20 protein-coding genes are annotated in these 23,772 nt (G+C 72.3%); 4 read left to right on the forward strand and 16 right to left on the reverse strand.

What is annotated here, in order from left to right; all coding sequences use genetic code 11:
• Positions 1 to 167: 167 nt before the first annotated feature.
• The 6 genes from ACZ37P_RS36310 to ACZ37P_RS36335 all read right to left on the reverse strand — a co-directional run bounded on the left by ACZ37P_RS36310 (position 168) and on the right by ACZ37P_RS36335 (position 6,844).
• Positions 168 to 1,616, reverse strand: a complete 1,449-nt coding sequence (locus ACZ37P_RS36310) for an aldehyde dehydrogenase (NADP(+)) (protein WP_467350705.1) — start codon at positions 1,614 to 1,616, stop codon at positions 168 to 170.
• A 75-nt stretch (positions 1,617 to 1,691) separates the two neighbouring features.
• Complete coding sequence (locus ACZ37P_RS36315; RefSeq protein ID WP_355343503.1) at positions 1,692 to 2,621, reverse strand: dihydrodipicolinate synthase family protein; 930 nt, start codon at positions 2,619 to 2,621, stop codon at positions 1,692 to 1,694.
• A gap of 10 nt (positions 2,622 to 2,631) precedes the next feature.
• Positions 2,632 to 4,173: an FAD-dependent oxidoreductase gene (locus ACZ37P_RS36320; protein WP_467350706.1), complete on the reverse strand. Its 1,542-nt coding sequence runs from the start codon at positions 4,171 to 4,173 to the stop codon at positions 2,632 to 2,634.
• The gene (locus tag ACZ37P_RS36325; RefSeq protein WP_401314159.1) at positions 4,160 to 4,420 is read right to left on the reverse strand and encodes a (2Fe-2S)-binding protein; all 261 of its coding nucleotides are present in this window, start codon (positions 4,418 to 4,420) and stop codon (positions 4,160 to 4,162) included. Before ACZ37P_RS36325 ends, ACZ37P_RS36320 begins: the two co-directional genes overlap by 14 nt.
• Positions 4,417 to 5,601: an NAD(P)/FAD-dependent oxidoreductase gene (locus ACZ37P_RS36330; RefSeq protein ID WP_467350708.1), complete on the reverse strand. Its 1,185-nt coding sequence runs from the start codon at positions 5,599 to 5,601 to the stop codon at positions 4,417 to 4,419. Before ACZ37P_RS36330 ends, ACZ37P_RS36325 begins: the two co-directional genes overlap by 4 nt.
• 43 nt (positions 5,602 to 5,644) lie before the next feature.
• Entirely contained in the window at positions 5,645 to 6,844 is a 1,200-nt protein-coding gene (locus ACZ37P_RS36335) for an MFS transporter (RefSeq protein ID WP_467350710.1), read from the reverse strand.
• 56 nt (positions 6,845 to 6,900) lie between these two features.
• Here ACZ37P_RS36335 and ACZ37P_RS36340 point away from each other — a divergent pair, with 56 nt between their 5' ends.
• From ACZ37P_RS36340 to ACZ37P_RS36350, 3 genes are all read left to right on the forward strand, one after another.
• Positions 6,901 to 7,479, forward strand: a complete 579-nt coding sequence (locus ACZ37P_RS36340; RefSeq protein ID WP_467350712.1) for a CGNR zinc finger domain-containing protein — start codon at positions 6,901 to 6,903, stop codon at positions 7,477 to 7,479.
• A gap of 140 nt (positions 7,480 to 7,619) precedes the next feature.
• On the forward strand, positions 7,620 to 8,030 hold the full coding sequence (locus ACZ37P_RS36345) for a pyrophosphohydrolase domain-containing protein (RefSeq protein ID WP_467350714.1): 411 nt from the start codon (positions 7,620 to 7,622) through the stop codon (positions 8,028 to 8,030).
• A gap of 23 nt (positions 8,031 to 8,053) precedes the next feature.
• Positions 8,054 to 8,854 carry an SAM-dependent methyltransferase gene (locus ACZ37P_RS36350; RefSeq protein WP_467350716.1) on the forward strand — a complete coding sequence of 267 codons (801 nt, stop codon included), beginning with the start codon at positions 8,054 to 8,056 and terminating at the stop codon, positions 8,852 to 8,854.
• Here ACZ37P_RS36350 and ACZ37P_RS36355 read toward each other — a convergent pair.
• The 5 genes from ACZ37P_RS36355 to ACZ37P_RS36375 all read right to left on the reverse strand — a co-directional run bounded on the left by ACZ37P_RS36355 (position 8,834) and on the right by ACZ37P_RS36375 (position 14,913).
• The gene (locus ACZ37P_RS36355) at positions 8,834 to 9,994 is read right to left on the reverse strand and encodes an isocitrate lyase/PEP mutase family protein (RefSeq protein WP_467350717.1); all 1,161 of its coding nucleotides are present in this window, start codon (positions 9,992 to 9,994) and stop codon (positions 8,834 to 8,836) included. The genes ACZ37P_RS36350 and ACZ37P_RS36355 overlap by 21 nt on opposite strands.
• A gap of 188 nt (positions 9,995 to 10,182) precedes the next feature.
• A complete protein-coding gene (locus tag ACZ37P_RS36360; RefSeq protein WP_355343530.1) occupies positions 10,183 to 11,100 on the reverse strand; it encodes a carbohydrate ABC transporter permease in 918 nt (305 codons plus the stop codon).
• Entirely contained in the window at positions 11,097 to 12,314 is a 1,218-nt protein-coding gene (locus ACZ37P_RS36365; protein ID WP_391164310.1) for a carbohydrate ABC transporter permease, read from the reverse strand. The genes ACZ37P_RS36360 and ACZ37P_RS36365 overlap by 4 nt, the downstream gene beginning before the upstream one ends.
• A 49-nt stretch (positions 12,315 to 12,363) precedes the next feature.
• A complete protein-coding gene (locus ACZ37P_RS36370) occupies positions 12,364 to 13,605 on the reverse strand; it encodes a sugar ABC transporter substrate-binding protein (RefSeq protein ID WP_391051784.1) in 1,242 nt (413 codons plus the stop codon).
• 222 nt (positions 13,606 to 13,827) lie between these two features.
• Positions 13,828 to 14,913, reverse strand: coding sequence for a LacI family DNA-binding transcriptional regulator (locus ACZ37P_RS36375; RefSeq protein WP_467350720.1), 1,086 nt, complete (start codon positions 14,911 to 14,913; stop codon positions 13,828 to 13,830).
• A gap of 165 nt (positions 14,914 to 15,078) precedes the next feature.
• On the opposite strand from ACZ37P_RS36375, the gene ACZ37P_RS36380 reads away from it, so the two are divergent.
• A complete protein-coding gene (locus ACZ37P_RS36380) occupies positions 15,079 to 17,307 on the forward strand; it encodes an amylo-alpha-1,6-glucosidase (protein ID WP_467350721.1) in 2,229 nt (742 codons plus the stop codon).
• A gap of 42 nt (positions 17,308 to 17,349) precedes the next feature.
• Here ACZ37P_RS36380 and ACZ37P_RS36385 read toward each other — a convergent pair whose 3' ends face one another.
• The 5 genes from ACZ37P_RS36385 to ACZ37P_RS36405 all read right to left on the reverse strand — a co-directional run bounded on the left by ACZ37P_RS36385 (position 17,350) and on the right by ACZ37P_RS36405 (position 23,567).
• The gene (locus tag ACZ37P_RS36385; RefSeq protein ID WP_467350723.1) at positions 17,350 to 18,558 is read right to left on the reverse strand and encodes a Gfo/Idh/MocA family protein; all 1,209 of its coding nucleotides are present in this window, start codon (positions 18,556 to 18,558) and stop codon (positions 17,350 to 17,352) included.
• A gap of 68 nt (positions 18,559 to 18,626) precedes the next feature.
• Positions 18,627 to 19,688, reverse strand: coding sequence for a substrate-binding domain-containing protein (locus ACZ37P_RS36390; RefSeq protein ID WP_467350724.1), 1,062 nt, complete (start codon positions 19,686 to 19,688; stop codon positions 18,627 to 18,629).
• An 89-nt stretch (positions 19,689 to 19,777) separates the two neighbouring features.
• Positions 19,778 to 20,797, reverse strand: a complete 1,020-nt coding sequence (locus ACZ37P_RS36395) for an ABC transporter permease (protein WP_467350725.1) — start codon at positions 20,795 to 20,797, stop codon at positions 19,778 to 19,780.
• The gene (locus tag ACZ37P_RS36400) at positions 20,794 to 22,404 is read right to left on the reverse strand and encodes a sugar ABC transporter ATP-binding protein (RefSeq protein ID WP_467350727.1); all 1,611 of its coding nucleotides are present in this window, start codon (positions 22,402 to 22,404) and stop codon (positions 20,794 to 20,796) included. Before ACZ37P_RS36400 ends, ACZ37P_RS36395 begins: the two co-directional genes overlap by 4 nt.
• Positions 22,401 to 23,567, reverse strand: a complete 1,167-nt coding sequence (locus ACZ37P_RS36405) for an ROK family transcriptional regulator (protein WP_355343557.1) — start codon at positions 23,565 to 23,567, stop codon at positions 22,401 to 22,403. Before ACZ37P_RS36405 ends, ACZ37P_RS36400 begins: the two co-directional genes overlap by 4 nt.
• Positions 23,568 to 23,772: the final 205 nt, after the last annotated feature.

The following is a 23,772-nucleotide window of genomic DNA, read 5'->3' on the forward strand; positions in this document are numbered from 1 at the left end:
GCCGCTGCCGCGTCCTCGGCGAACCGGCGGTAGGTGTCCCGGTCGTGGAACGGAGGGGTCGCGTCGAGTGCCACCTGGGCGGTGCGCCGGATCTGCTTGCCCGGCGCCATGGCGACGATCGCCGTGTGAAGATTCCGGTGCCGCCCGGTGACCGCCGCCAGCCGCTGTCAGGCGGAGCGGTGTCCCCAGTTCTGCGACGCACCCGCTGCCGCGCGCCGCTGGGGAACCCGCCAGGGGTTGTCGTCGCGCAACGGCGCGGGCAGCAGCTCCGGCGGGCAGTCCTGGAAGACCACTGGGCGCAGGAAGCGCTGGATCGCGGCCGTGCCGACGGACGTCGTCGCCGGGGCGGTGGTGGCAGGAAATGGCCCCCCGTGCTGCATCGCGGGGGTCACCGCGACGCCGGTCGGCCAGCCGTCGAACAGCAGGCGGCCCACCCGTTCCCTCAGCACCGCGACAAGGCCGCGCAGCCACGCGTCGCTCTCCCCCGCGGCGCGGTGCACCGTGGCGGTGAGCGCGCCGGGGAACAGCTCCCCGACCGCCGCCACCAGGAGGTCGAGGCGGTCGGGGTCGTAGCGCACGACGACCGACAGGGGGCCGAACGCCTCGTCGAGCAGTGTGGCGCGGTGCTTCAGTAGATCGCCGAGTCCGACCTCGACCAGGGTCGGTGCGGCCAGGCTCCGGCCGGATGGCTCGGTCTCCACCGATCCCTCTGCCAGTACGGACACGCCCGGGGTCGCGAGCACGGCGGCGCGGCGCGCGGCGTAGGCGGCGGCTATGCCCTCGTGCAGCAGCGGGTGGCCGGGCACCGCGCCCGCCGCCGAGCCGAGCGTGTCGGCGAGGCCGTGGCCGTCCGGAAGGAAGAGGAAGCCGGGTTTGGTGCAGAGCTGTCCCGCCGAGCCGGACACGCTGGCCACGAAGGCGGTCGCGAGGGTGTCGGCCCGCTCGGCCAGCGCGCCCGGTGTCACGACGACCGGGTTCACGCTGCCCAGTTCGCCGTAGAAGGGGATCGGGCGCTCACGTCCGGCGGCGATCGCGGCGAGCAGTCGGCCGACCTTGTAGGAGCCGGTGAACGCCGCCGCGGCGATCCGGTCGTCGTCGCGCAGCAGCCGTACGGCGGCGTCCTGGTCGTGGACCACGTCGAAGGTCTCCGCGGGCAGGCCGGCCGTGGCCACCGCGGCCCGCACCTTCTCGGCGGTCAGCGCCGACAGCCGCGGGTGGCCGGGGTGCGCCTTCAGGATCACCGGACAGCCGGCCGCCAGCGCGGAAGCCGTGTCGCCTCCGGCGACGGAGAACGCGAAGGGGAAGTTGCTCGCGGCGAACACCAGCACCGGCCCCACCGGCAGATTGAACCGCCGCAGGTCGGGACGGGGGCCCAGGACGAAGTCCGGGTCGGCCGCGTCGAGCCGCACGTCGAGGAACTCCCCCTCGGCGCACACGTCGGCGAACATCCGCAGTTGTACGACCGTGCGCTTCAGCTCTCCGGTCAGGCGTGCCTCGGCCAGTCCGGTCTCCGCCATGGCGAGCGGGATCAGGTCGTCGGCCGCGGACGACAGCGCGTCCGCGATCGCGTTGAGCAGCGCCGCGCGCTCGGCCGGGGAGGTCTCGGTCAGATCCATGTCGCCTCCTCGGACGGCGTGAGAGCCGCCGGGCACGGGCCGGCTGCCGGGCGCAGCCGTCGTCGCGCCCGCATGTCAGGCCGCTTCCGCGGACAGCGCTTCGATGCCGGAGATCGCGCGGTCCATCGCGGCGCGCACCTGCTTCTCGTGGTCAGGGGTGAGCGGTCCGCGCGGCGGGCGGCACGGGCCGCCGTATCGGCCGACCATGTCCATTCCCACCTTGATGGCCTGCACGAATTCCGTCCGCGAGTCCCAGCGGAAGACGGTGACCAGTTGCTTGTAGAGCTCCCGGGCCTGGTCGTACCGCCCGGCGACCATGTGCTCGTAGATCGCGACGGACTCGGCGGGGAAGGTGTTGGGGAAGCCCGCGAACCAGCCGACGGCGCCGTCGAGCATCAGCTCCAGGAGGACGTCGTCGGCGCCCGCGATGATGTCGATGTCGCAGAGTTCGCTGATCTCGAAGGCCCGCCGGACGTCGCCGCTGAACTCCTTGACCGCGACCACCCCGTCGATCTCGGCGAGTTCCGCGATCAGGGGCGGCAGGAGGTCGACCTTGGTGTCGACCGGGTTGTTGTAGATCATCGTCGGCAGGCCGACCCCGGCGATGTGCCGGTAGTGCTCGACCACCTGCTCGTCGCTGGCCCGGTAGAGGGTGGGCGGCAGGGCGAGTACGGCGTCCGCGCCGTCTGCCTTGGCCAGTTCGGCCCAGTGCTCGGCCTGGTGCCAGCCCGCGCCGTGCACACCGGCCAGTACCAGTCCGCGCCCGCCGACGGCCTCGACGGCCACCTGCACCACGCGGCGGCGCTCCTCGTCGGTGAGCGACGAGTACTCGCCGAGCGAGCCGTTCGGCCCGACGCCGCGGCAGCCGTTGCTGATCAGCCAGTCGCAGTGCTCCGCGTATCGCTCGTAGTCGACGGCGAGCCCTGCGGGGGCGGAGCTGTCCGGCTTGTAGGGCAGCGCCGTCGCGACGATGACGCCGCCGAGGTCGAAGTGCTCACTGGTCATGGTCTGCCTTTCATCGGTGGGGTGTTCTGAGGTCGGTCGGCGGGAGGGAGGTGGTGGTCGATGGGGCCGCCGCCGGCTGGACCGTGGCGATGTCGCCGAGCCGGACCGGTACGACGATCGGGCGCTGGGCCATACGTCCCTGGTCCAGCGGCGCGGTCGGCAGGAGGTCCTCGACGTTCCGGCCGCAGGTGCGGCCCTGGCACATGCCAAGACCCGCGCGGGAGCTGAGCTTGAGGGAACGCAGCCCGCAGCTCCCGGTGGCGGTGGCCGCGGCGCGCAACCGCTCCGCGGTCACGTCCTCGCAGCGGCACACGACGGTGCTGTCGTCGACCCATGACCGCCAGCCGGGCCGGATGCCGTGTGCGCGGTGCATGCGGTCGGCGAAGGCGCGGTGGCGGGTCACCTCAGCGGTGCCACCGGCCCGGCCCGCAGCGGGCCGACCGGCGGCAGCCCGACCGGCCGCGGCTCGTCCCGCCGCCTCGCCCTCGGCGAGGGCCAGGTCCGCGCCGCCGATACCGGTGATCTCACCGGCCGCGTAGACACCGGGTACGGAGGTGCGCTGTTCGTCGTCCACGCGCACGCTTCCGTCGGCGGTGAGCGCGCAGCCCGCCGAGATGGCGATCTCGGTGCGCGGGACGAACCCGTGGCCGACGCACACCGCGTCGACCTCGATACGCCGCCCGGTGCCCTCGCGCGATGTCCAGTCGTCGGTGATCCGGGCGACGGTGACGGCTGTCACCCGGTCGTCGCCGTGCGCGGCCACGACGGCCGCGCCGGTGCGGTAGGGGACGCGCCGTACGGCCAACGCGCCGACGTATCCGCCGAGTTCGGTGGACTTGGACAGCACGTCCTTCGGCCGCATCTCGTACGGGCGGGGCAGCCAGCCGCGGGCGATCCGCCGCCAGCTGCTCGCCTCGACGACGCCGACCACGCTCGCGCCCACGTGGAGGAGGCCGGTGGCCACGGGAAGCAGGAACGGGCCGGTGCCCGCGACCAGGACCCGCCCGCCCACGGCGACGCCGTCGCCCTTGGCCATCGCCTGCGCGGCGCCCGCCGTGTAGACGCCCGGCAGGTCCCAGCCCGGGAACGGCAGCGTGCGCTCGTGCGCTCCGGTGGCGATCACCAGGGCGCGGGGTTCGAAGACCCGGCGGCGCCGGTCAGCGCCGTCGGCCGGGCCGACCAGCGTGTGGACGACCGGCGGCCCCGCGTCTCGGCGGTCCACCGCCCAGACCTGGGCGCCGGTGACGATCTCGCAGTCGGGGTCCCGCGTCAGCGCGGCGCGCAGCGCGGTGAAGCGGGACCACTTGTGCTGCGGCGCGTGGCTGTCCGGGGCGGAAGTCCCGGCCGCCGCGTGGCTGTCCTCGTCGGGATACCCAGCCACCGCGTGGCCTTCCGGGGCGGAATTCCCGGTCGCCGCGTGTCGCCAGAACTGGCCGCCCAGGACGGCCGACGCGTCGAGCAGGACGACCCGCGCCCCGCTGAGCCGGGCCGCCCGAGCCGCGGCGAGCCCTGCCGGTCCCGCTCCGATCACCAGCACGTCAACGCTCGACATCGCTCGCCCCCGTCTCGACGATGTCGCCGTCGGCCACCAGCCGTTGGCAGGCACGCACGTCACCGAGGCCGTTCACCGTCACCAGGCAGTCGAAGCAGACGCCGATGCCGCAGAACAGGCCGCGGGGCCGACCGGTGCCGGCGGTGGTGCGCCAGGAGACCCGGCCCCGCGTCATCAGCAGTCCTGCGATGGTCTGTCCCTGCGGGGCGGACAGCCGTTCGCCGTCCAGCGTCACGGAGATCTTCATCCGGTGGTCTCCTCCTTCAGTCCCAGCGACGGTCGGGTCACGGCATACGGGGCGGCCGGGATCTCGGGCTCCGCGCCGGTCATCAGCGCGCCGATCAGTTCCGCTGTGCCGGGCGCGAGCCCGATGCCCGCGCCCTCGTGTCCGGTCGCGTGCCACAGGCCGGGCAACCGGGGGTCGGGCCCGATGACCGGGAGGTGGTCGGGTACGAACGGCCGGAAGCCGCCGTACGCGCGCATGACCGGAACGTCGGCCAGAAAGGGGAAGAGCAGCATGGCTTTGGCGGCGAGTTCGCCGACCACCGCGGCCTCGATCCGCTCGTCGAATCCCCGGCGCTCGCGCGAGGAGCCGATGAGTACGGTCCCGGCCGCCGTCGACTCGACGACGCTGGACGTCTGGAGGGCCGCGTCCCCCGACTCGACGGCTCCGACATAATCCGCGTCGTACACCTTGTGCCGGACGCGGTGCGGCATGCGCGCGGTGACCAGGACGGTCCCGCGTCGGGGCAGCACCGGGAGGCGGACGCCGAGGCCGGCCGCGACCTCGGCGGACCAGGGTCCGGCGGCCACGACCGTGTGCCCGGCGGCGAAGCGCCCGGCCGTGGTCTCCACACCGACGAGCCGTCCGCGGTCCACGACGCCGCCGAGAACGGTGACGCCCTGTCGTACCCGCGCGCCGTGCCGACGGGCAGAGGCGAGCAGCGCCTCCGTCGCGACGGCCGGTTGGACCTGGGCGTCGCCGGGATAGAAGACGGCCGCTTCGACGCGCGGCGTCAGGTCGGGTTCCAGCTCGGCGGCCTCCGCCGCCGTCACCGCACGGGCGTCCACGCCCGCCTTCCGCTGGGTGGACGCGAATGCCAGGAGCGCGTCCGCCCCCGCCCCCGTCGTCGCGACCACCAGGCCGCCCTTCGCCTCGAACTCGAGGTCGGGGAAGCCGGGCCCCAACTCCTCCCCCAGTTCGGCGGCGAATTCGGTCCACAGGCGGCCGGACAGCACCGCGAGGTCGAGTTCGGCGCCGGGGCCCTTGTCAGAGACCAGGATGTTGCCCTCCCCGCTGGACGACGTCCCTCCGGCGGACGCGCCGCGGTCCAGGACGGTCACCCGGAATCCGCCCATGGCCAACTTCCTGGCCACGGCGGCCCCGATGATCCCGGCCCCCACGATGACGACGTCCGCACTCCGCATTTCAGTAGCATGTCACATGTCACGCGTCATTGATAGACGTGGCTCAGGGCGATACGCGCAGGCCACCGGACGCGCGGCCCGACGCGGGGATGACGGAGAACGCCAGGGCGGCCAGCAGCGCCGTGATCGCGGCGAGGGCCAGCGAGCAGGAGAGGGACCGGGTCGCCAGTGGTCCGGCGGTGGCCGCCCCCAGGGCGAAGGCGGTGATCTTCAGACTGGCGCCCGTGGTGAAGATCTGGCCTCGCAGGTGCGCGGGGGCCTCGCGGTGGCGGACGGCGAACAGGGCGGCGAGTTGGGGGCCTTCGCCGATTCCCGCCAGGAGGAAGGCCGCGACGAGCGCGGCCGGGTGGCCCCATACGGCCAAGGCCCAGGCGGCGGACTGGACGAGGGCCCCGGACCAGATGATCGCGTCGGGGGCCGCCGCACGCGGAAAGCGCGCGAGCACGGTGGTGGCCAGCAGGGCGGAGACCGCCGCGCAGGACAGCAGGAGGGCGCCGCGGCCGGCGCCGCCCAGGACCCGCTCGCCCAGGAGCGGGAGGCACGCGGTCACCATGCCTTGGGCGACGCAGGAGATCACCGAGGTGAGGGTCGCCCGGGCCAGCGCGGGTCGGCCGAGGATGACCCGGGTTCCGGCGGCGAGGTCGTGGAGCACGGACGTGGCCCGGACACCACGCACCGGACCCGGGCGGTCGGGCAGCGTCCACGCGGCGGGCAGCGCCAGGGCGATGAGCGTGAGGGAGACGACCACGGCTGTCGAGGCGCCGAGCGCCACCGCCACACCGCCCGCGAGAGCCGGACCGGCCAGGCTCGCGGCGCTGAAGGTCATCGCGTCGAGGGCGTTCGCGCGGTGCAGGCGGTCGCCCGTTGCCACGCGCGGGAGTTGGGCCGTCCATCCGCCGGACAGGGCAGGCCCCAGCAGTCCGGTCGCCACGGCGATCACGATGGTGACGGGGAACGGCAGGCGGGCGAGCCCCGCGAGGATCACGCCGAGCCCGGTCGCGTAGAAGGCGAGGGCCCAGGCGAGCAGGCGCCCCGGTCGTACGGCTCGGTCGAGGAATGCGCCGAGCAGCGGCCCGCCGACCGCGGCGGAGACCGTGATGCCCGCGAGCAGCGAGGACGCGGCGGTGGTCGAACCGGCGAGGGCGAAGCCCGCCAGCATCAGGGCCGGTCCCGACATCTCGTCGCCGGTACGGGCGGCGACCGCTCCGGTGAGATAGCGGCGGAGCGCGTAACGGTGACTCATCTCCAGGACGTTACGCAGGTAACTCAAATATCGGCAAGATGCGTTACATTCGACAGATGTCCTCCCACAGCGACGACTGGTCCACCCGGCACTCGGTGCTGGCCACCGCGCGGCGGACGGCCGCCCTGCTCAGCGTCCTCGCCGACGAGCGCCCCGACCCGGCCGGGGTCGCCGACACGCTCCGCGCGTACGGCGAGGCGGAGCCGATCGACCTGACCACCGGCGACGTCGCGGCCATGCGCGCGGCCGCCGCCCTGCTGCGACCCGCCTTCGCCGCCGAGGACGCCGACGCCGCCGCGGCCGTCCTCAACCGCCTGCTCAAGGACCACACGGGACCGCTGCGCCTGTCCTCGCACGGCGGCGGCACGCCGTGGCATCCGCACCTCGACCACGACGACGAAGCCCCCTGGGACGAATGGCTCCTCGCGTCGTCGTGCATGGCCCTGACCGTTCTCGTCTGGGACCGCCAGCGCCCGCCCGGTGGGATCTGCTCCTCCCCCAGTTGCCGGAACGTCTTCCTCGCGCAGGGCAGCGGTCCCGAACGCCGCTACTGCTCACGCCGATGCGCGACCCGCGAACGCGTCGCGGCCCATCGGCGCGCGCACGCCACCGGACAGTCGGGCGAGGTCACGTAGCGCGTCGCGGGCGCCGACCGGCGGACCGTCCGCGCGCTCCGGGGCGCGAGGACCGGCCCCGGACGGGCGGCCGGCGGTGGCGGTGGCGGTGGCGAACACCAACAGCTCGTTTCGACAACGCGGTTGGCTAGAGTCGGCGCATGAGCGCTTCCTCACCCGCCGACCTGGTCCGCGCGTTCCACCGCGCCTTCGGACTCGACGTCCGCGATACGCCGACGGAGGTGTCGCCCGCTCTTGCCGCGCATCGCGGGGAGTTGCTCGCCGAGGAGGCGACGGAGGTCGCCGAGGTCTCGGTGACCGGTCCGCTGGACCGTCTGGCGCACGAACTGGCCGACGTCGTCTACATCGCGTACGGCACGGCCCTGGTGCACGGGATCGACCTCGACGCGGTCATCGCCGAGATCCACCGGTCCAACATGACCAAGCTGGGCCCCGACGGACGGGTCTCGCGCCGGGCCGACGGCAAGGTGCTCAAGGGGGAGCACTACGAAGCCCCGGACGTGTCAGCGGTGCTGCGCCGCCAGGGCTGGGCGCCCGGCGGCGCGAGTTGAGGACTCCGGGATAATCGCCGTCCATGGACGCCGACAGCGCGAGGCCGCACGCGGGACGCATGCTCGACTTCTATCTCGGCGGCACCCTGCACACCGCCGCCGACCGCGCCGCCGCGCGGCGAATGCTGGAAGTCAATCCGCATCTGATCACCAGCGCGCGCGTGAACCGGCGGTTCATCGACCGGTCGGTGCGGTATCTGGTCGGCTCCCGCGGGATCACGCAGTTCCTCGACCTGGGGTCGGGCATCCCGACCCGTACGCCCGAATACCCGAATCTGCACGAGAGCGCGCAGGCCGTCGACCCCGCCTGCCGTGTCGTGTACGTCGACAACGACCCGGCAGTCCGCGCGTACGCGGCCGAGCTGCTGACCAGCACACCGCGGGGCCGGGCCGTGTACGTGGAGGCCGATGTCACCGACGGCGCGGCGCTGTACGAGCGTCCGGAGATCGCCGGCGTCCTCGATCTCACTCGGCCCGTCGCGCTCGGCATGAACGCGCTGCTGCACTTCTTCGCGGACGACGCCCAGGCGCACGGGCTGGTCGAAGCCTTCACCGGGCCGTTGGCGGCGGGCTCGCATCTCACCCTCACGCACATCACGCGCGACTGGGCGCCGGAGGTCATGGACGCCCTCGTCCGGCTGTACCGCGAGGACGTCACGGACGGCGGCGCCCGCTCGCGCGCCGAGATCGAAGCGCTCGTCGGCGGACTCGACGTCGTCTCCCCCGGTGTCGTCAATCCTGCCAACTGGCGCCCCGGCCCCGGCGACGCCCTCGTACCGGCCGAGCAGGTCAACCTCTACGCGCTACTCGCCCGGGTCACTTAGCCCCTGGACCTCGGCGTACGAGGGGGCGGTGAGATCCGTCGGCCGCCCGTCCCGAATGGCCGTCGCGGTGGAGACCGCCGAGGCCAGGGCTCCTCGGTAGAGGAGGGAGCCGAGGCTGACCCTGCGTACGCCCATCGCGGCCAGTTCGGCGAGGGGCGGTCCGCTCGGCGCGTACAGGATGTTCAGCGGTACGACGAGGGACGACGTCAGGGCGGTGATCTCGTCCGGGTCCGACAGTCCGGGGACGAACACCCCGTCCGCACCGGCCTGTTCGTAGACCGCGAGGCGGGACGAGGTCGTGTCCTGCTCGCGGCCGAGCCAGTGGGTGTCGGTGCGTGCGTTCACGAACAGCGCCGGTACGGCGGATTTGACGGCGGCGATCTTCGCGGCGTGCAGGGCGACGGGGGCGAGCGTGCCGTCTGCGCGGCCGTCCTCGAGATTGATCCCGGCCGCGCCCGCCGCGTACAACCGCTCGGCCAGTGCGGCGACTTCGACCACGTCGTCGCTGAAGCCGCCTTCGGCGTCGACGGTGAACAGGAAGGAGCCGCGGCCGAGTCGGCGGGCCAGGGCCACGGTCGCGTCCGCGGTGGCGGCGGCGCCGTCCGGCAGGCCGAGGGCCGCGGCCACGCCCAGGCTGGTGGTGCCGATGGCGGGAAAGCCGCCTGCCGCCAGGGCGGCGGCGCTGGCGTAGTCCCAGGCATTGGGCAGCAGCAGCGGGGCGGCCTGGTGGTGCAGGCGGGCGAAGGGGGTGAGCGGGCGCCGGAGCAGCCCTTCTGCCAGGGCGAGCGCGTGTCGCGATGACTCCTCCGCCACCGCGCCGGGCTCCGGCATCCCCAGGGCTTCGGCCAGGACACGCACCACCCGCACTCGGGTCTCGCTGTCCGAACCTTCCGAGCCGTCGGCGGCTGCCGCATCCCGTAGCGTCACGGGTTCCAGCCGCGCGAGTTCCGCCTCGACCAGAGCGCGCCGTCGGCGGTGCGTCCGCCCGGAGCTGAAGCGGGCGACGGCGGACCGCAGCCACGCCACGCTCGCCCCGGCGGACCCGACGTCCCCGGCCGGCGGTTCCGGTACGAGCGCCGGATCGGCGAGCGCCGCCCGCACGTCCGCCCAGCGGTCGAACTCATGCGTCTGATGCCTCATGGCCCCGACGCTACGACCGGATCGTTTCGGCGCCGGCCGAAGCGTCCCCGCCGCGCCGCCGCACCCTCGGCGGCCCGACGCGGACGCCGGCACACCACACCCGGCGGGCGCCCTGTCAGGTGGGCGCCCGCCGGGGGGACTGAGGGGCCCGGAGGCCGTGGGCGGGGTGCGGAGTGCGGGTCGGGAAGCTACTCCTTGACCGCGCCCGAGTTCGCGCTGCGGACGAAGTGCCGTTGGAAGACGAAGAACAGCAGCGCGACCGGGATCGTCGACAGCAGGGCCGCGGTGAGCTTCAGCGGATACTGCGTACCCGCGCTGAGGCCGCCGGAGACCAGGTGGGCCAGGCCCGTGGTGAGGGTCTCGTACTGCGGGGACTGGGTGGCGACGAGGAAGTGGGTGAACTCGTTCCATGAGCCCTGGAACGACAGGATGGTCAGCGTGATCAGCGCGGGCTTGGCCATCGGCAGGACGACCGACCAGAAGGTGCGGAAGACGCCCGCGCCGTCGATCCGCGCCGCTTCCTCCACTTCCTTGGGCACCGACACGAAGAACTGCCGCATGATGAACACCCCGGCCGCGTCGACCAGCAGCGGCACGATCATTCCGGCGTAGCTGTCGAACATCCCGAGCTGGTTGAGCACCAGGAACTTCGGGATGAGCAGGACCACGCCGGGCACCGACATGATCGTCAGCAGCCCGTTGAACAGCAGGTTGCGGCCCCGGAAGTCCAGCCGGGCCAGGGCGTATCCGGCGAGCGAGTCGAAGAAGACGCGTCCGGCGGTGATGAAGACCGTGACCACGATCGAATTGGCCAGCCAGCGGGTGAACGGCACCGCGTCGCCGGTGCCGCCGAGGCCGAACAGGCGCCGGTAGGAGTCCAGCGAGAACGGGTTCGGCAGCAGCGACAGGGGATGGGCCGCCGCGTCCGGGTCCGTCTTGAGCGAGGTCGCGATCTGGACGAAGAACGGCAGGGCGTACAGCAGTCCCATGCCGATCAGCAGCCCGTACACCACGATCCGCAGCACCCGGCTGCCGGACGACCGGCCGCCGGGACGGCCTTTCGCCGACCGGCCGGATGAGCGTCGTTCCATCGTCCCGGCGCTCATGACGTCCTCCCTCGCACCAGCCGCGCCCGCAGGCGACTGAATCGTGTGACCGCGTCGCGGTCGCGCAGCAGTACGCGCTGCACCAGCGTCATCACCAGGATGATCGCCAGCAGCAGGAAGGCGATGGCCGCCGCGCGCCCGTAGTCGGCGTCCTGGAATCCCGCGGTGTACGACAGGTAGGCGGGGGTGAGGGTCGTGTTGGCGGGTGCGCCCTGGCTCATGACGTACACCGCGTCGAAGACCTGCCAGGTGCCGATCAGTCCGAGGGTGACGACCAGGAAGAGCACCGGGCGCAGCGCGGGCAGCGTCACGTTGCGGAACGACTGCCAGCGGTTTGCGCCGTCGAGCAGTGCGGCCTCCTCCAGCTCCGCGGGTACGTCCTGGAGCGCGGCGAGGAAGATCAGCATGTACGTGCCCGAGCTGGTCCAGATCGCGAGGATGATGATGGTGCACATCGCGATGGAGGGTCCGGCCAGCCAGTCCCACCAGGACAGTCCGAGGAAGCCGTGCGCGGCGAGCGCGGGCACGGGCTTGTCCGGGTCGACGATGCCGAGGCCGCCGAGCACGGTCCACACCAGGCCGTGCGCGTCGGTGAACCACTTCGGTCCGGTGATGCCCACCCACTTCAGCAGCGCGTTGACCGCGCCGCTGCCCTGGAAGAGGAACAGGAACACCGTGGATATGGCGATCGAGCTGGTCACGGACGGGAAGTAGAAGACCGTGCGGAACAGGCTCTTGCCTTTGACTCGGCGGCTGTTGACCGCCACGGCCAGAGCCAGGGCCAGGGCCGTCTGGACGGGGACGACCAGCAGGACGTAGTACAGATTGTTGCGGATCGACGTCATGAAGAGCTGTCGGTCCTGACCCGGCCGGGTCAGCAGATCGGAGTAGTTGCGCACCCCGACGAAGTCGGCGGCGCCGCTGAAGGGGTTCGACTGCCCGTTCCAGTGCAGCAGGCTGACCCACAGCGCCATGCCGATGGGCAGGAGCAGGAAGAGGCCGAGCACGACCACCATCGGGCTGACGAACAGCCAGCCCCACAGGCCCTGATGCCCCTTGATCGCCCGGTCGCGGCGCCCGCCGCCGAAGCGGGGACCGCGGCGCGTACCGGCGCCCGCCGTCCCGCCGCCGCGGGCGCCCCGTGTGCCCGTGCCTCCCGGCGGGGCTCCCGGCCCCGCCGGTGCGGCGACGGCGCCGCTGCCGTGCTGGCTCATCTCTTTCTCCTCCTGCTCCTGCCCCCGCGGTGCTGCCCGGCCGGTACGGTCAGTTGTCGCTCTTGAGTACCTGGTCGCCGTTGGTCTGGAGGCTGGACAGGATCTTCTTGGGATCGCCGGTGGCCAGCCCGGACAGGTCGGTGTCGAACTGGGCCAGGACCTTGGTGAAGCCGGGGACGGTCACCGGACCCTGCGCGAAGGCGGTGCCGTCGGCGAACGCCACGCTCGCCGGGTGCTTCTCCTTGAACGTCGCCAGCGCGCTGTCGCGCGAGGGCAGCACACCGATGGCGTCGGCGAAGGACAACTGCTGGTCGACGGTGGTGAACGCCTTCACCAGATCGACGGCCGCGTCGTGGTGGGCGCTCTTGTTGGCCACGCCCCAGCAGTTGCTGAAGGACAGCGTGCCCTTGCCCTTGGGACCCTCGGGCAGCGGGACGACCTTGTAGCCGACCTTCGGGTAGTCCGCGGTCATCGCGCCGGTCAGCCAGTTGCCCTCGATGGTCATCGCGGCCTTCTGGGTGCCCAGTGCCTCACCGCCCCAGCCCGTGTCGACCTGCTTGGGGAACTTCATCACGCCCTCGTTGAGCAGCTTCTTCACATACGTCAGCGCCTCGACGTTCGCGGGGCTGTCCGCGGTGACCTTGCTCTGGTCGGCGTTGGTGACCCAGCCGCCGGCCTGCTTCATGAAGGGGCCGAGCTGGTTGTACGAGGCGTTCACGACCAGACCGGTGGTCTTCTTCGTCGTGAGCTTCTTGGCGACCTTCTCCAGGTCGTCCCACGTCTTGGGGTAGTCCGCGTCGGTGAGCCCGGCGTCCTTCCACATGGCCGTGTTGACCGCGAGCGCCAGCGTGGAGCTGTCCTTGGGCGCGCAGACGAACTTGTTGTCGTAGGTGAAGGACGCGCGTAGCGCGCTGTTGAAGTCGTCCTTGTCGGAGAGCTGGTCACCGTAGGCGTACAGCGAGTTGCCCTTGGCGTAGTTGGCGAAGACGCTGGAGCCGACGTAGAAGACGTCCGGCGGCTTGCCGCCCGCGAGGGCCTGGCCGAGCTGCTGGTCGAGGTTCTGGGCGGCGATCACCGAGACGGTGTTGCCGGTCTTCTTCGCCCACGCGGTCGCGGCCTGCTTCACGGCGTTGGTCTCGTTGTCGCCCGAGGAGCCGATCATCACCGTGAGGCTCTGCTTGCCGCCCGAGTCCTGCTTGCCGCTGCTGTCGCTGCCGAAGTTGGACGAACACCCGGCGACCAAGAACACCCCGCACACGGCGGTGGCGGTCGCGGCTCTGCGTACTGTCATCGTTTCTCTCCAGGACTGTCCGGATCATCCGGAACCTACGGAACTCCGCGAGCCGGGCGATGAGGGCGCCCGATGCGGTGGGCCAGCGTGGCCGTGCCGCTTTATCGCTTTGTAGCTTTATGGCGTGACAGACGTGTCCGGTCTGCCAGGTCAGGACCGTGGGGCGCGGTCCATGTCACCCCACGGTCCTTCAACCCTTCGGACCAGGCGGTCCGTCGGGAACTAGGGGGCCGACGGCCGGTCGTCGGGCGACGTCGCGGCGGACGGTCCCGCCGCGGAGCTCTCCCGGACGATCAGCTCCGGCGTCAGCAGCACATGCTCGGGATCGGCCTCCGGGTCGCCGATGCGCGCCATGAGCAGCCGGGTGCAGACCCGGCCGACCTCCTCCAGCGGCTGACGGACGCTGCTGAGGCCAGGACTGAGCAGACCGGCCGCCGGGGAGTCGTCGAAGCCGACCACCGCCACGTCCCGGCCGGGGGTCCGGCCGCTGTCCCGCAGCGCCCGGTAGCAGCCCAGTGCCAGGGTGTCGCTGGCCGTGACGACCGCGGTCACGCGGGGCAGGACCCGCGCCACCGCGTCCCGCGCCGCGTTCACGTCACCCACCGAGGAGACCCGCAGGTCACGCACCGGCAGGTCGTGGCGCCGCATCGCCTCTCGCCAGCCCGCGGCCCGGTCGTCGCCGACGCCCGAGCCACGCGGCCAGCCGAGGAAGGCGATCCGGGTGTGTCCGGCGGCCACGAGCTGGTCGACGGCCGCCGACGTACCGTACGCGCCGTCCACGTCGACCCAGTCGCCGGTGTCGCGGGCCGACCAGGACCGGCCGAACGCCACGAAGGGTACGCCACGTTTGTGCAGCCAGGCCGGGCGCCGGTCGCCGCGGTGGGTGTTGCTCAGCACGAACGCGTCGACCGAGTGGTCGCGCAGCAGCGCGTCGTAGCGGTCGACCTCGTCGTCCGCGCCGGACCGCGCCGCGAACAGCAGCACACGGTACCCCGCCTTGTCCGCGGAGTCCGACAGCGCGTGCAGGAAGTCGTCGAGCACGGGGGTGGACTCCCCCGCGAACGTCGGCTGGATGGCATAGCCGATCAGCCGACTGGACCGGGTGCGCAGCGAGCGGGCGGCCTGATGCGGCCGGTAGTCCAGCTCGCTGATCGCCTCACGGACCCGCTCCAGCGTGCGGGGCGCCAGCAGGTCGGGCGAGTTCAGCGCGTTGGACACCGTCTGTACGGACACGCCGGCGCGCTGGGCGACCAGAGCCAGTGTCACCGGCTTGTTGTTGCGCCCGCCTGAGCTGGTCGTACGCGGCACCACGGCCTCCGTTGTCCATGCGCCGCACCACTCGAAATGCGGCGCTGCATCTTCGATGGATCGATAAAACTCCCTTTCACTGCTGGTTGGCAAGGGTTAGAGTGAATTTTGATCGATCCAAATTCTGAGGCACCATCTCGGTCCACCGACGAGAGGCACCACCCTGTGAACACGGCCGTCCAAGGGCACAGCACCGCGAACCCGTCTCCCACGGACGTCGTCACCGAGGGCTTGCAGCCCTTCCTGCACGACGCCTGCACCACGCTCTACGCGCCCAGCCTGGTGCTGTCCCGACCAGGCGGGGACATCTCCGCCGGTGCGGACGGCTTCTTCCACGGCGACCGCCGGGTGCTGTCGAGCCTGGCGGTCCGGGTCGAGGGCGTCCCCCTGATCCCGGTCGGCCACACCCTCGGCCCCGCCGACAGGACCGCCTTCCGCGCGATCCTGCGCGGTGTCGGGGAACACACCGCCGACCCCGCGGTCACGCTGCGCCGGGTCCGCTCGGTGGCGCCGGGCACGCTCCGCGAGGAGCTGGAGATCGTCAACGCGGGGCTGCGGCGGATCCGTCTCGACGTGGTGGTCGCCGCGGCCACGGACCTGGCGCGGATGACCGACGTCAAGTCCGGGCGCACGGTCGCCGCGCTCCCCGCGAGGGCCGAGGACACCGGGCTGACCTGGGGCGACGACGAGCTGACCGTACGGCTGCGGCCGGTGTCGGTGGCCGTGACCGCTCCCGGTGCCGGTGCCGGTACGGTGTCGGGTCCGGCGTCCGGCCGCGCGCCGATGCCGGAACAGGACTCCGGCAACGGTTCAGGACCGCGCGAGCCGCTGGTCGACGCCGACAGCGGTGAGCTGCGTTACACCGTGGAGCTGCCGTCGGGCGGCACCTGGCGGGCGACGGTCGAGTGCGGTGTCAGCGACGCGGAGCCGGACCAGTTCCCGGCCGTCGCGCGGGACGCCGTACCGTGGTCGCCCACCGAGCTGCGCAGCGCCGACGGCCGTCTGGACCGGCTGCTGGCCCGGTCGGTGGGCGACCTGGAGCGGCTGCTCCTGTCGGACCCGCTGCACCCCGAGGACCGTTTCCTGGCCGCCGGGTCGCCGTGGTTCCTGACGCTGTTCGGCCGGGACTCGCTGTGGGCGGCGCGGATGCTGCTGCCGCTGGGCACGGACCTGGCCGCGGGGACGCTGCGCACGCTGGCCCGCCGCCAGGGCACCGTCACCGATCCCCGTACCGAGGAGCAGCCCGGCAAGATCCTGCACGAGGTGCGCCGCGAGACCCTGCACCTGGCCGAGGGCGCGAAGCTCCCGCCGGTGTACTTCGGCACCGTGGACGCCACCCCGCTGTGGGTGATCCTGCTGCACGACGCGTGGCGCTGGGGTCTCGACCCGCAGCAGGTGCGCGAGCTGCTGCCGCACGCCGAGGCCGCCCTGGAGTGGCTGGCCACGTATGGCGACGCGGACGGCGACGGGCTGCTGGAGTACATCGACACCACCGGCCACGGGCTCGCCAACCAGGGCTGGAAGGACTCCGGCGACTCGATCCGCTGGCGCGACGGCCGTCTCGCCAAGGCGCCGATCGCGCTGTGCGAGGTCCAGGCGTACGGCTACGAGGCAGCGATGGCGGGCGCGGCGCTGCTGCGGGCCTTCGACCGGCCGGGCGCCGAGCGCTGGGAGCAGTGGGCGGACCGGCTGCGCAGCCGCTTCCGGGAGAGCTTCTGGGTCGAGGACGAGCAGGGCCGCTACCCGGCCGTCGCCCTCGACGCCGACAAGCGTCCGGTGGACGCCGTGACCTCCGGCTTCGGCCACCTGCTGGGCACCGGGCTGCTGGACCCGCGGGAGAGCGCCCTGCTGGCCGCCCGGATCGCGGGACCCGAACTGGACTGCGGTTTCGGGCTGCGCACGCTGAGCACGGATTCCACCGGTTTCAACCCGTTCGGCTACCACATCGGCTCGGTCTGGCCGCACGACACCGCCATCGCGGTGCACGGCCTGGTCCGCGCCGGATTCCCCCGCGAGGCCGCCAAGCTGGCCGAGGGCCTGATCGCCGCGTCCGCCGGTTTCGACGGACGGCTGCCGGAGCTCTTCGCCGGACACGGCTCCGAGCTGGACAGCGCGCCCGCCCCGTATCCGGCGGCCTGCCGTCCGCAGGCGTGGTCGGCGGCCTCCGCCGTCCTGCTGGTCCAGGCCGCGCTCGGGCTGGAGGCCGATGTGCCCGGCGGGTCGCTGCGGATGTCCCCGCTGGCGGCGGGCCGTCTCGGCCCGCTGACCATGAGCGGTCTGCGGGTCGGCGAACAGCCGCTGGCCGTACGGCTCGACGCGGACGGCCGGGCGGGGGCCGATGCTCCCGACAGCCTGACGGTGGAGGGCGCGGACCGCTTCGGCGCGGCGGGCTGAGCGCCGCCGCGCCCGCGTAGCCGTGAGGGGGTGTTCCTTCGGTCACTGCCCCCGACCGGTGGGCTTCGGTCCCGGTCCGGGGTCGGTGTTCTCGGCGGTACGGGCAGGGAGCGGGGTCCAGGCGGCGTCGTGCTCGGCGCTGCGCTGGACCGCGTCCAGGACGAGCTGGACCTCCAGGGCGTCCGCGAAGGACGGCTCGGGGTCGCGCCCCTCCGCGATGGCGGTGACCAGGTCGCGGGCCTGGTGGGTGAAGGCGTGCTCGTAGCCGAGTCCGTGGCCCGGCGGCCACCAGGCCGACAGGTAGGGGTGGTCGGGTTCGGTGACCAGGATGCGGCGGAAGCCCTGTTCCGCCGGTGGCTGGGCGGCGTCGAGGAACTCCAGTTCGTTGAGGCGTTCCAGGTCGAAGGCGGCGGAGCCGAGGGAGCCGTTGATCTCGATCCGCAGGGCGTTCTTGCGGCCGGTGGCGAAACGGGTCGCCTCGAAGGTGGCCAGCGCGCCGCCGTGGAAACGGCCGAGGAACACCGTCGCGTCGTCCACGGTCACCTCGCCCCGCGCGGCGGGCACGGCGCCGGGCAGCGGTCGTGTCGGCACGAAGGTCTCGCTGAGCGCGGCGACGCCCGACAGCCGGTCGCCCGTCAGGTGCTGGGCGAGGTCGACGATGTGCGAGCCGATGTCGCCCAGCGCGCCCGATCCGGCGTGCTCGCGCCGCAGCCGCCACACCAGCGGGAACCGCGGGTCCACGATCCAGTCCTGGAGATACGCGGCGCGTACGTGCCGGATCCGGCCGAGCCGTCCGTCGGCGACGAGGCGGCGCAGCAGCGCGAGTGCCGGGACCCGCCGGTAGGTGAAGCCGCACATGGCGCGGACGCCCGACTCCCGCGCCCGGTCGGCGGCCCGGCACATCGCGCGGGCCTCGGCCACCGAGTTGGCGAGCGGCTTCTCGCACAGGACGTGCTTGCCCGCCGCGAGCGCGGCGACGGCGATCTCGGCGTGGCTGTCGCCCGGTGTGCAGATGTCGATCAGGTCGATGTCGTCGCGGGCGATCAACTCCCGCCAGTCGGCGGTGCTTTCGGCCCAGCCGAGCCGCTCGGCGGCGGTCGCGGCCCGCTTGGGGTCGCGACCGCACAGCGCCGCCATATGGACACGGGCGGCCAGGTCGAAGACATGGTCGACGGTACGCCAGGCCTGTGAGTGCGCGGCGCCCATGAAGGCGTGCCCGACCATGCCGACGCGTAGCCGCTGAGTGGTCATGTGGTCTCCCTGCTCATCGGGGTTCGGTGCGCGCAGGCGCGCGGTGAAAGGAAGGGGAGCCGCCGGGGTCAGAAGCCCAGCGGCAGGTAGTCCGCCACGTTGGACTGGGTGACGGTCTCCGAGGCGAGCCGCAGTTCCTTGGGCACGCCCAGCTCCGTCAGGTCGGCCATGCCGCGGTTGTTGGCCAGCAGCCGGGCGAGCGAGACGGCCGAGCCCGCCATCGTCGGGCTGTAGGTGACGGTGGCCTTGAGCACCGTGTTGTCGTCGCGGATCTGCTCCATGACCTTGCGCGAGCCCGCCCCGCCGACCATGAAGAACTCGTCCCGCCCGGCCTGCTTGACCGCGGCGAGCACGCCGACGCCCTGGTCGTCGTCGTGGTTCCACACCGCGTCCAGCTTCGGCGCCGCCTGGAGCAGGTCGGAGGTGACCTGGTGGCCCGAATCGATGGTGAACTGCGCCGAGACGCGGTGCTTGACGCTCATGCCGTACGTGGCCAGGGCCTCCTTGAAGCCGCGGCTGCGGTCCTGGGTCAGCGGCAGATTGTCGATCCCGGCGATCTCGGCGATCGTCGCGTTGGTCTTCCCGTCCGCCTTGAGGCGGCTGCCGATGAAGTGACCCGCGGCCACGCCCATGCCGTAGTTGTCGCCTTTGATCAGGACCCGGAACGCCTGTTCGTCGGAGAACTGCCGGTCGAGGTTGACCACCGGGATACCGGCCTGCATGGCCTTGCGTCCGGTGGCCGTGAGCTGGGCGCCGTCGAAGGGCAGCACCACGATGACGTCGGGCTTGGACTGGATCAGCGTCTCCATCGCGGCGCGCTGGGCGGTGGCGTCCTCGCCCGCCTCCACGGCCTTGAAGGTGACCTCGGAGAACTGCTTGGCGCGGCGCTGCGCGTTGGTGGTGATGGCCGCGAGCCAGCCGTGGTCGGCGGCGGGGGCGGAGAAGCCGATGGTGATGGCCTTGCCGGGTGCGCCGCTGTCCACGGGCGCGGCCGGGGCGGAGGTCTGCGCGGACGGCTTGTCCTCGCTGTTGGAGGTGCAGGAGGCGACCAGGGCGGTGGCACCGACGGCCGCGCCGCTGAAGAGGATGTTTCTGCGGGAGACACGGGAGCTTCTTGACTTTTCAGACATTTCGTCCTCCGCGAGGGTGGGTGGTGCCGTGCCCGTGGCATACGGCGAGCGGCTGGGAGAGACCGGAAGGAGGAGAGCGCCGGTGGCGGTCAGAGACGGCGGCGCAGCAGCAGCTTGCTCGGCTGGAACTGCTGGACCAGGACGGCGCCCGCGATGATGGCGCCCTTGACGATGTTCTGCACTTCGGCCGGCAGATTGTTGAGGATGAACAGATTGGTGATGGTGGTGAAGACCACCACGCCGAGCAGCGAGCCGACGACGGTGCCCCGGCCGCCGGTCAGTACGGTCCCGCCGATGATGACGGCGGCGATGGCGTCGAGTTCGTACAGGTCGCCCTGGCCCGAGGAGCCCGCGTTGGCCTGGGCGACGACCATGATCGCGGCGATGCCGCAGCACACGCCGGACAGCGCGTACAGATAGACCGTCTGGCGGCGGACGTTGATGCCCGCCAGGCGGGCCGCCTCCGCGTTGCCGCCGACGGCGACGGTGCGGCGGCCGAAGGCGGTGCGGTTGAGCAGCACCCAGCCGACGGCGGCGACGGCCGCGAACAGCCAGACCAGCAGCGGAATGCCGAGAAACTTGTTCTCCGCGAAGCGGTTGACGGCCCCGACGTCGACCTCCTGGGTCTTCTTGTCGGAGATCTTGGCGGCCAGACCGCGGGCGCTGACCATCATGGCGAGGGTGGCGATGAAGGGGACGAGGCGGCCGTACGCGATCAGCAGGCCGTTGACCGTACCGGCGACGGCGCCGACGATCACGGCGGTGAAGACCATGCCGGGCACGCCGAAGTCCTGGGTGGCGACCGTCGTGCACCACACGGCGGCCAGCGCGGTGAGCGCCCCGACGGACAGGTCGATGCCGCCGCCGATGATGACGAAGGTCATCCCGATGGCGATCACGCCGATCGCCGACGCCTGGGTGAGCACATTGAGGATGTTGCCGCTGGTCAGGAAGCGGTCGTTGGCGCTGATCAGGCCGATCACCACGAGCGCGGCCAGGACCGCGGTGAGTCCGAGATTGCGCCGTACGGGCTCGGCCGCGTCCCGTCTCCACCAACTCGTCGGTTCGGTCTTCGCCGCCGGCGGCGGCGAGGTGAGGTCGGTCGTCACTGGTCCGTCCCTTCCAGCAGTGCCCCCGCCATGACCAGGTCGAGGACCAGGTGTTCGTCCAGCTCGCGCGCCGGGGCCTCCCGTACGATCCGGCCCTCGCGCATCACCAGGACCCGGTCGGCCAGGCCCAGCACCTCGGGGACCTCGCTGGAGACCAGCAGCACCCCCACGCCTTCGTCGGCCAGGTCCCTGATCACCCGGTACAGCTCGGCGCGGGCTCCGACGTCGACGCCTCGGGTGGGTTCGTCGAGCAGCAGCAGGCTGGTGCCGCCGAGCAGCCAGCGGCCGACGACGACCTTCTGCTGATTGCCGCCGGACAGGGTGCCGGCCTTGCGTCCGACATCGCGCGGGCGCAGGTCGAGCCGGTCGGCGATGCCGCGCGCGGCGGTGCGTTCGGCGCCGCCGCGTACGAACCCCGCGGTGGTGTGCCGGGTCAACGAGGCCAGGCCGATGTTGCGTTGGACGGCCTCGTCCAGCAGCAGCGCCTGGCTCTTGCGCTCCTCCGGCGCCAGGCCGAGCCCTGCGCGCACGGCGGCGGGGACGCTGCCGGGCCGCAACCGCCGCCCCCGTACGAGGACATGGCCGTGGTCCGGGCGGCGCGCGCCGAAGACCGTCTCCAGCAGTTCCGAGCGGCCGGAGCCGACGAGTCCCGCGATGCCGACGATCTCGCCGGGCGCGACGGTGAGCGAGACGTCGCTGAACTCGCCCTGGCGACTGAGGTGTTCCACCCGCAGCAGTTCGGTCTCCGGCTCCTGGCGGTCGGCGCGCTCGGCGGCCGCCCGCTTGGAGAAGGTGGGGCGGCGCGGGAAGACGTACTCCAGGGAGCGGCCGGTCATCAGGCCGACGAGTTCCTTGGTGGGGGTCGAGGCGGGCAGGTCGGCGGCCGTGGTGCGGCCGTCCTTGAGCACGGTGACGCGGTCGCAGATCTCGCGGATCTCGTCGAGCCGGTGCGAGATGTAGATGACGGCGATGCCCTGGCCGCGCAGTTCGCGGATGATCCGGAAGAGGTTGGCGACCTCGTCGTGGGCGAGGACCGCGCTCGGTTCGTCCATGACCAGCAGCCTGGCCTCGCGGGACAGGGCGCGGCCCATGCTGACGATCTGCCGTGCGGCGGCGGGCAGTTTGTCGATCGTGCGGTTGACGGGGATCTCGGCGTGGCCGAGGCGGCCGAGCACAGCGCGGGCCTGCTCGCGCATGCCGGGCCTGCGGACGAACCCCGCGGTGCGCGGTTCGTGGCCGAGCAGCACGTTCTCCGCGACGGTCATGTGCGGGACGAGGTCGAGTTCCTGGTAGATGGTGGCGATCCCGGCGCGCATGGCCGCCTGGGGGTCGGCGAAGGTGACCGGTCTGCCCCGCCACTCGATACGGCCGGAGTCGGGCCGGTGCACTCCGGAGAGCACTTTGATCAAGGTGGACTTGCCCGCGCCGTTCTGGCCCAGCAGGCAGTGCACCTCCCCCGGCCGGACCGCCAACTCGACGCCGTCCAGGGCCCGGACGCCGGGGAAGGTCTTGACGACCCGGTCCAGGCGGAGGATCGGCTCCCGGACGAGGTGGCGGCCCGTGGACGCGGGGGAACGGGCGGGTGGGCTGGGAGGGTTGGCGGTCATAGCTGTCTCCCGTAGTGGAGTTCGCTGGCCAGCAGCGCGGCGCCGACGACCCCGGCCCGCGGGCCGAGTTCCGACAGGACGATCGCCAGATTGCCGGTGGCCAGCGGCGGCGAACGTTTGTAGACCACGCTGCGGATCTCGGCGAGCAGGAGGTGGCCGAGTCCGGCCAGGCCGCCGCCGATGACGATCATCGACGGGTTCATGAGGCTGACGAGGTGGGTGAGGACCTGTCCGACGCGGTGGCCGCCGTCCCGGACGAGGTTGAGGCAGACGAGGTCGCCGCCCGCCGCGCACTGGGCGACGTCCGCGGCGGTCACCGCGCCGTGGGCGGCGAGCCGTTCGGCCAGCGCCTCGGAGCGTCCGGCGCGGGCGGCGGCGGTGGCGTCCCTGGCGAGGGCGACACCGCCGAAGTGCGCCTCGAGACAGCCGGTGTTGCCGCAGGAGCAGGGCAGGCCCGCCGCCTCGACCTGGATGTGTCCGATGTCGCCCGCCGAGCCTTCCGAGCCCCGGTAGATCTGGCCGTGCACCTGGACACCGCAGCCGATGCCGCTGCCGATCTTCACGAACAGAAGGTTGTCGACGGAGCGGGCGACGCCGCTGTGGTGTTCGCCGAGCGCCATCAGATTCACGTCGTTGTCGACGACGACCGGGCAGCCGTGCTCGCTGGTCAGAGTGGAACGCACCGGGAAGCGGTCCCAGCCGGGCATGATCGGCGGGGAGACGGAGACGCCGTCCCGGAAACTGACCGGTCCCGGCAGGCCGATGCCGATGGTGTCGAGCCGGGCGCTGCGGCTCTGCGCGCCCAGTTTGCGCAGGAGTTCGCTGACCCGGTCGAGCACGGGTCCGGGTCCCTGGCGGATGTCGGCGCTCTCGGAGTACGAGGCGACCGCCGCCAGGCGCCCATCGGTGATCTCGATGTCGATGGAGCTCGCGCCCAGGTCGACCGCGGCGAAGCGCAGTTCCGGGTCGAGTTGAACGAGGGTGGAGCGACGACCGCCGCGCGAGGCCGCGGGTCCCGCCTCCAGGATCGTGCCGCTCGCGATCATCCGGTCGAGTTCGGCCACCAGCCGTGGGCGCGGCATCTCGAGCTCGTCGGAGAGCTGCGCCCGGGACAGCGGCCCGAGGTCACGCAGTCGGCTCAGTACGCGGTACTGGATGCTCACAGGCCCACACTTCCTCTGACGGCATCAGAAGTTGTGACGGAACGTTAGGACCGCACCAAGGGTCGGTCTAGAGCTTTCACAGAGATTGCTAAAAGTTATTATAGAGATGACAAAAAGAGTGGACGGTCCGAACTGAAGGTGGATCACTTCCGGCCACTCGTCGAGCAGTTGATCCGGTGGCGGGCGTTCCGGGGTGCCGGGCACA

The sequence above is a fragment of the Streptomyces sp. NPDC024632 genome, from assembly GCF_055559175.1.

Bases quoted from the DNA above. Each gene is read 5' to 3' on its own strand.
- ACZ37P_RS36310 (WP_467350705.1), bottom strand. From the start codon at position 1,616: ATGGATCTGACCGAGACCTCCCCGGCCGAGCGCGCGGCGCTGCTCAAC.
- ACZ37P_RS36315 (WP_355343503.1), bottom strand. From the start codon at position 2,621: ATGACCAGTGAGCACTTCGACCTCGGCGGCGTCATCGTCGCGACGGCG.
- ACZ37P_RS36320 (WP_467350706.1), bottom strand. From the start codon at position 4,173: ATGTCGAGCGTTGACGTGCTGGTGATCGGAGCGGGACCGGCAGGGCTC.
- ACZ37P_RS36325 (WP_401314159.1), bottom strand. From the start codon at position 4,420: ATGAAGATCTCCGTGACGCTGGACGGCGAACGGCTGTCCGCCCCGCAG.
- ACZ37P_RS36330 (WP_467350708.1), bottom strand. From the start codon at position 5,601: ATGCGGAGTGCGGACGTCGTCATCGTGGGGGCCGGGATCATCGGGGCC.
- ACZ37P_RS36335 (WP_467350710.1), bottom strand. From the start codon at position 6,844: ATGAGTCACCGTTACGCGCTCCGCCGCTATCTCACCGGAGCGGTCGCC.
- ACZ37P_RS36340 (WP_467350712.1), top strand. From the start codon at position 6,901: ATGTCCTCCCACAGCGACGACTGGTCCACCCGGCACTCGGTGCTGGCC.
- ACZ37P_RS36345 (WP_467350714.1), top strand. From the start codon at position 7,620: ATGAGCGCTTCCTCACCCGCCGACCTGGTCCGCGCGTTCCACCGCGCC.
- ACZ37P_RS36350 (WP_467350716.1), top strand. From the start codon at position 8,054: ATGGACGCCGACAGCGCGAGGCCGCACGCGGGACGCATGCTCGACTTC.
- ACZ37P_RS36355 (WP_467350717.1), bottom strand. From the start codon at position 9,994: ATGAGGCATCAGACGCATGAGTTCGACCGCTGGGCGGACGTGCGGGCG.
- ACZ37P_RS36360 (WP_355343530.1), bottom strand. From the start codon at position 11,100: ATGAGCGCCGGGACGATGGAACGACGCTCATCCGGCCGGTCGGCGAAA.
- ACZ37P_RS36365 (WP_391164310.1), bottom strand. From the start codon at position 12,314: ATGAGCCAGCACGGCAGCGGCGCCGTCGCCGCACCGGCGGGGCCGGGA.
- ACZ37P_RS36370 (WP_391051784.1), bottom strand. From the start codon at position 13,605: ATGACAGTACGCAGAGCCGCGACCGCCACCGCCGTGTGCGGGGTGTTC.
- ACZ37P_RS36385 (WP_467350723.1), bottom strand. From the start codon at position 18,558: ATGACCACTCAGCGGCTACGCGTCGGCATGGTCGGGCACGCCTTCATG.
- ACZ37P_RS36390 (WP_467350724.1), bottom strand. From the start codon at position 19,688: ATGTCTGAAAAGTCAAGAAGCTCCCGTGTCTCCCGCAGAAACATCCTC.
- ACZ37P_RS36400 (WP_467350727.1), bottom strand. From the start codon at position 22,404: ATGACCGCCAACCCTCCCAGCCCACCCGCCCGTTCCCCCGCGTCCACG.